This window comes from uncultured Shimia sp., from assembly GCF_913054185.1.
Classification (GTDB): Bacteria; Pseudomonadota; Alphaproteobacteria; order Rhodobacterales; family Rhodobacteraceae; genus Shimia.
In genome coordinates this window covers 23825-30405 of the sequence record NZ_CAJXIV010000045.1, presented here as the reverse complement: position 1 = coordinate 30405, position 6581 = coordinate 23825, and the positions used below count along the sequence as shown (strand labels likewise).

General features: G+C 55.0%; 4 protein-coding genes and 2 pseudogenes. 4 read left to right on the top strand and 2 right to left on the bottom strand.

What is annotated here, in order from left to right; translation table 11 throughout:
- Positions 1-15 precede the first annotated feature (15 nt).
- Together QZ517_RS11045 and QZ517_RS11040 are read right to left on the bottom strand one after the other, a co-directional pair.
- Positions 16-671, bottom strand: a pseudogene (locus tag QZ517_RS11045) (integrase core domain-containing protein); the annotation flags it as partial.
- A 309-nt stretch (positions 672-980) separates the two neighbouring features.
- Entirely contained in the window at positions 981-1604 is a 624-nt protein-coding gene (locus QZ517_RS11040; protein ID WP_294226639.1) for a DUF1415 domain-containing protein, read from the bottom strand.
- An 858-nt stretch (positions 1605-2462) separates the two neighbouring features.
- Between QZ517_RS11040 and QZ517_RS11035 the strand changes: the two are divergent.
- The 4 genes and pseudogenes from QZ517_RS11035 to QZ517_RS11020 form a co-directional block, all read left to right on the top strand.
- Positions 2463-2660 (top strand): annotated as a pseudogene (locus QZ517_RS11035) (IS3 family transposase); the annotation flags it as partial.
- Positions 2661-2947: 287 nt separating this feature from the next.
- Positions 2948-3952 carry a tRNA dihydrouridine(20/20a) synthase DusA gene (gene dusA / locus QZ517_RS11030; protein WP_294226636.1) on the top strand — a complete coding sequence of 335 codons (1005 nt, stop codon included), beginning with the start codon at positions 2948-2950 and terminating at the stop codon, positions 3950-3952.
- Positions 3953-4019: 67 nt separating this feature from the next.
- The gene (locus tag QZ517_RS11025) at positions 4020-4847 is read left to right on the top strand and encodes a sulfite exporter TauE/SafE family protein (protein ID WP_294226633.1); all 828 of its coding nucleotides are present in this window, start codon (positions 4020-4022) and stop codon (positions 4845-4847) included.
- A 372-nt stretch (positions 4848-5219) separates the two neighbouring features.
- Entirely contained in the window at positions 5220-6521 is a 1302-nt protein-coding gene (locus QZ517_RS11020) for a calcium-binding protein (protein WP_294226630.1), read from the top strand.
- Positions 6522-6581: the final 60 nt, after the last annotated feature.

Sequence of the window (6581 nt, the reverse complement as noted above, 5' to 3'; positions counted from 1 at the left end):
CACCTTGATGGTTTTTCAGTCCACCCTTTGGGCCTGACTTGCCCCCCAAGGCTCCCTCATTCCTAACGAGAGTCTGCGGGTTTGGATTTCATATTCCTCGGCTTCATTTTGGGCAAGCGCATCGTGCGCGGAGCCCTCAAATTGCTCTAACGCTCGACGCGCTTCAGCGGGTGTTTTGTCGTCCAGAGATGAATATGGTCTGACCTGGTTGTAGTCATATCGCCAAAGCACCAGCTTGCGGCAGGCGTCGTCCAGACTGTCGAACCATTCCTCGTCAAGCAGCTCATCTCTCAGACTGCCGTTGAATGATTCAATGAAGGCGTTTTGCTGCGGCTTACCGGGATCAATGTAGTGCCATTCAACGCCGTTTTCATTCGCCCATTTCAGGATCGCGCGACTGGTGAACTCCGTCCCTTTGCAGCTGACAATGCCGCTGGGCTTGCCGTAGACCCGAACAAGCGTGTCCAATTCACGGGCGACCCGCGCGCCAGAGATGCTGGTGTCGGCCATGAAGCACAGGTTCTCACGGCAGCGATCATCATTCACTGCCAAAGTGCGAAACTTGCGGGACACCCCAATGTGTCCGACAAGAAGTCCAACGACCAACGCTGGCCTGGCTGTAGCGCCACAGGCATTGGCGCGCGCGATCCATGCGCCCGTTTCCGGCCCCGTCCGCAAACGTCTCGCTACGCACAGTTGCACAACTCGCATTCGGCATGTTAGCTCGAGCATAGCCATTCTTGAGTATGCTGCTCAGGTGTCGGTTAGGGCTGACACAGTGATTGCACATCTTGTCAGCCTGAACTTTATGACCTGCCACCTCCGCACCAATGACCAACCAAGTGTCTGGATTTCGGACGTTCGGTTCTCAGCTTTGGTGAACTTCGATAAGGTGGATTGACTCAACAGGGACAGCCCGAAGCGGACCTTGGCCCCCAAAACCCTGACGACGGGCGCGGTTACAAGCCAACGCAAACAGTTTATTTCCCCCAGGGGCAGAGTGCTTCGACCTGTCGGCGCCCAAGTTTATTCAATGTTTTTATGTTATCTATATAAATCTTCTCGGGGTCCGAAACGTGAGCGAGGGCTTTGGTCATCTGATCTTGACGCAGAAGATGTATGGTTGGATAGGGTGAGCGATTGGTAAAATGGCTAAGATCCTCAGCAGCCACACCCTCAAATTGATATTGAGGATGAAATGATGCCAATTGCACGTGCTCTGTCAATTCTGCTTGCTCCAATAGGTGCTGAAACCAATCGAGCAAGGTGAGGTAATCACCGAACTCTTCTAGACCTTGGGTAAACATGAGCAAGCTCGTGGCAACGTCATTTTCGTTGGTCCCAAGCAGGCGCTGTAATTCATTCACAAAGAACTGCTTTAGTTCCGCATCGGTGGTGGCATCACATATGGCATAATAGACTTGGTCTCGGGCTATGACGCTAGAGGAAAATGGGCATAGATTTAATCCTACTACCATTTGGTCAAGCCATCGACGGGTGTTTTTAACCACGTCTTGGTGAGCTATTGATAGCGTCTGAAGGTCAAACTTGGTGATACGATAGATCCTTTCTTGTTTGACTAACTTAAAGCAAGTTCCGCCCATATTTCCACTTTGTTTGCGGAGGCCAAAACCATCACCTCAGCGCAGTCGCAACCGCCTATTGTGTTATACCATCCTTCGCCATTGGCAAGCGGCCCATTGCTGCCGTTGTTGCAAACCCGTCTACCGGCGGCTCCCAGCCTGGAGCAGAAGTCGGGAAATTCCGCCTGATCGAAGAAAGCGGACGCTCGGAACCGCGGTGGAGAAGGCCCTGCAGGTGGGATTTTGCCGAACTTCGCTGCGGCTGGGCCAATGTCTGCATTCGAGAAGCCGAGCTGGTTAGAAATGGGCCTTTTCGCCGGTGACAGAAACGCATGAATTTTGCCAAAATGAGCCGAAACGCCTTCAGGGCTCATTATTGATGAAGGTGTCGAGACTCAACTTCGTCTTGGCCACCGGTCGCTGAACCGTCCATCTTGAGAACCGGCCTGGAACCGCCCCAGTAAAGTGTGTCTTTCGGACGACACCATCTACCACTTCACCTAATTTCGAAGCCGCGACCAGTAACTTCTTTCTTCGTTTGATATCAACGAGTGTGGGTGCGATCCAATCCGGTTCCCTCATAAGTGTCTGCAAGCCTTCTTCAATACCCCACAGAGAGTATCGAACATCCAACCGCTTACTCTTCAGTCAATCGGCAGATTCCTGAGCTTCTTTGTGTTTTTCCCTGTGGATTTGGTCAGAGTTGGCTTTCGACAGTACGAAATTCAGTGCGATCACCTCATGTTTTAAGCGCCCAAGATCATCGAGGTTCTCAGCCGCAGCTGATCCGATGGCCGCGCGCATCTCTTCTTGCTTTCGGAAAGTCCCGGGTAGCAGGGAATTCAAGATCGGCACTACTACCACGAGGCCAGCAGCGATAATTGCTGTGATAACGCAGCGGTCGAGACGTTCTTCAAAACGATCAAGGCGGAGCGGATGTGGTGGCGGTTCTGGGAAACAAGTAGGCAAGCAGAGATGGCGATCTTCGAATACACTAACGGGTTCTTCAATCCGCGACGCTGGCACTCAGCATTGGGCTGGAAAAGCCCAACGGCTTTCGAACGGAAGGTGGCCTAAGCGAGAACCAGGGGCGGCACGAAAGCGAGGTAGGTCCAGGGTGTGTAGATTATTTTGTGTATTTGTCTGGGATCAAGTTGTGGCGCGGTTTTTGCCCGGCATAAATAGTCCATGGTTTGAGTGAAAACGCGCTGACCCGAAATCAACCGCAACAAATTTTGGCGTGCGATGGGATGCGTAACAAAGGATTTTTGGTGTGGCTCAACGATGTACGCTGTCCTTTTTGGGCTGTTTTTGCCGCGGATTTTTGATAGTGGGGCACATCCAAAAAAATGGCGGACTTACAAGTGTCTGAAAACAATAGAGACAAAATTTGGGGGCATGCACGTCTTTCCGTTGCCCCCATGATGGACTGGACGGATCGCCATTGTCGCTACCTGCACCGGCTGCTGTCTCGGCACACGTTGTTGTATACCGAAATGGTCACAGCCCCAGCCTTGGTGCGCGGTGGTGCGGTGCATTTGTTGGACCATAGCGTTGATGAGCATCCGGTGGCGTTGCAACTTGGGGGCAGTGATCCACAGGAGTTGGCGCGAGCCACCAAACTTGGGGCCGACGCAGGCTATGATGAGATCAATCTCAATGTGGGGTGCCCGTCTGATCGGGTGCAGTCTGGCACATTTGGCGCCGTCTTGATGAAGACCCCGGAGTTGGTGGCCGACTGTGTCCACGCGATGCAGACAGAAACGGATGCTGAGATCACGGTCAAGTGCCGGATTGGTGTGGACGATCAAGTGCCAGAAGACGTGCTTCCTGACTTTATAAACCAAATGCAACTCGCCGGAATCAAACGCATTTCTATACATGCACGTAAGGCATGGTTGAAAGGCTTGAGCCCAAAAGAGAACCGCGATGTTCCGCCGCTGGACTATCCGTTGGTCTATCAAATGAAACGCGACTTTCCAGCGTTGCACCTGTCGATCAATGGTGGCGTGGCCACTTTGGAGGAGGCTCACGCCCATTTGGCGGAAGGCATGGACGGCGTCATGATCGGCCGTGCGGCGTATCACAATCCGACCGACATTTTGTGCACGGCGGATCGCGAAATTTTTGGCGCAGATGACGACAGTGATCCGGTTCTGGTGGTGCATCAGATGCTGCCATACATCGAAACGCACCTCACGCAGGGCGGCAAGCTCAATCAGATAACGCGTCATATGTTGGGCTTATTTGCCGGCAAGCCCGGCGCGCGGGCCTGGCGGCGGTATTTGTCGGAGCACGCGACCAAACCGGGAGCGGGACCAGAGACGGTGCTGGCCGCGCTGCAACATGTGACACAGGCCGCGGCTTAGGCGGCAGCTTGCGAACTGCGGGAATTTGCGCTTTATCTCGCCGCGAAACACGTTCCCGGAGAGACTTATGGCCCACGATCCCGCCTTACTTTTTCAGATGTTGGTTCTACTTCTGGCCATTGGCGGCGTTGCCGGCGTGTTGGCGGGGCTGCTTGGCGTTGGGGGGGGCATCGTGCTGGTGCCCGCCTTTTTCTATGCGTTTCAGGCGCTTGGTTATGATGGTCCGCAGTTGATGCAGGTCTGTCTGGCCACGTCACTGGCGACCATCATTGTGACGTCGTTACGGTCTGTTGCGAGCCACAACAAAAAAGGCGCGGTGGATTGGGATATTTTGCGCACCTGGGCGCCGGGCATTGTGGTTGGCGCTTTCATCGGTGTGCTGGTTGCAGCCAATTTGCGCTCGGTGACGCTGCAAATTGTATTTGGGTCTCTGGCGTTGGTGATTGGCGCCTATATGGGGTTTGGCAAAGCGCATTGGCGGTTGGGGCAGATGATGCCGGGCGGGATTACGCGGGCGATCGTGAGCCCTTGCGTGGGATTCCTTTCGGTGCTGATGGGCATCGGTGGTGGCAGCTTTGGTGTGCCGCTGATGACGCTGTTTAACGTGCCAATCCATCGCGCAGTGGCCACAGCGGCAGGATTTGGTGTGACCATCGCTGTGCCAGCCGTGATTGGCTTTTTGTTTATGGAAATTGACCCGGCAACCCGTCCGCCGTTCACGGTTGGCGCGGTGAATATGGTGGCCTTTGGCTTGATCATTATGATGACGCTTTTGACGGCGCCGCTGGGGGTTAAGCTGGCGCATGCGATGGACCCCAAGCCACTCAAACGTGTGTTTGCGGTGTTTCTGACCTTGGTGGCGCTGAACATGCTGCGCAAGGCGGCAGGGGTGTGACACCAGCCTTTATCAGTTGGCAGGTGGCTTGGCGTTAGTTGGGTTCCGCCATAGGTGGATGCTAGGCCTGCGTATAATCAATAAGACGAATCGGCCTTGTCTTCCCCGTTGCGACATTGCCCAAGCTGAGAAGCCCCACGACGTACGGTTCTCAGCCAAATCTCAAGAGATACGGGGCAGGAGTGGCGATTTAATCGCAGTTATTTCGCGTGTAAGTAGGTAAAACCCGAGGTCGCGTTTCTATGTTGGAAACGTTTGGAGCGGCAACCCTGCATTGTTTCGAACTCAGCATCGCAACAAAATGCCTGCTTAAAATTTCAGTAAAATTTGTATAGAGTTTAGGAAATTCATTTCGGACTATGGGTGTAAGTGATGCAATTACTTTGGATTTTGGGCCTGGCGGTCCTCGGTGGCGCGCTGATTTATGAAATCACTGATGACGACGACGATGACAGTGTTGAGCCGGAAACAAACGACGATCCGACGACAACCGGTGACGACCCAACCACAACGGGCGATCCGACCACGACAGGCGACGACCCGACCACAACTGGCGACCCAACCACGACAGTGGACCCAATCACCGGTACCGATGAAGCGGACACGCTTGCCGGCACTGAAAATGGGGATCAGATTGAGGCGGCCGCAGGTGCGGACGTTGTAACTGGGCTTGGAGGCGATGACAGCATCCTTGGTGGCGACGGTGAGGATGTCATCGATGGTGGCGAAGGGGACGACAAAATCTCCGGCGGCAACGATGCGGACACGCTAATGGGCGGTGCGGGCGACGACCTCATGGGGGGCGGCACTTCTGATGATAGCTTGACCGGTGATGCCGGGGCCGACACCTTGCTTGGTGGTTGGGGTGACGACACGTTAGATGGGGGTGACGACGATGACAGCCTACTTGGCGGTTTGGGTCTAGATTCTCTTTCTGGCGGGTTGGGCGACGACGCTCTGGCTGGCGAAGATGGCAATGATACGCTTGACGGCGGCGAAGGGGCTGACAGCTTGCTTGGTGGTGACGGCAATGACAGCCTGCTTGGTGGAGAGGGCAATGACTCGCTTTGGGGCGGCAACAGCGATGATACGCTGGAAGGCGGCGAGGGCGATGACCATCTGTCAGGCCAAACCTCTGACGACAACCTGAATGGCGAAGCTGGTGCCGACACCTTGTTGGGTGGTCGCGGCAATGACACGCTGATTGGCGGCGTGGGTGAAGACAGCATGGAAGGCGGTCTTGGCAACGACGTCTTTGTGGGTGTTGAGGACGGCTCTGACGACGACATGATTGCAACCTCCGACGTGTTGGATGCGGACACCATGCGCGGTGGAGAGGGTGACGACACCTTCATCCTTGGGTCAGGCGATGTGGCCGAAGGCGGTGCAGGCGCAGACACCTTTGCATCTGGCACTTGGGTCGACCCAGACAACTTGCCGGTCATTGAAGACTTTGACGTTGCAGAAGACGTCTTTGCTGTCTTGGTCCCTGAGGGCGCAGGTTCCGGTACGGTGACCGTAGATGCGGATGCAGACGCCGGCGAAGGCTGGTTCACGGTCTCTTATGACGGTGCTCCCGTGGCTACAGTGTTTGGCGCAGGTATGACCGCAAGCAACGTGTCGGTGGTCGAAACCGAAGCGGTGGAAGCTGCGACACCCGTCGCGACACCGTAACGTCCTTTGTCAGAAACGAGAAAAGCGCGCTCCATTCGGGCGCGCTTTTTGTTTGGACTG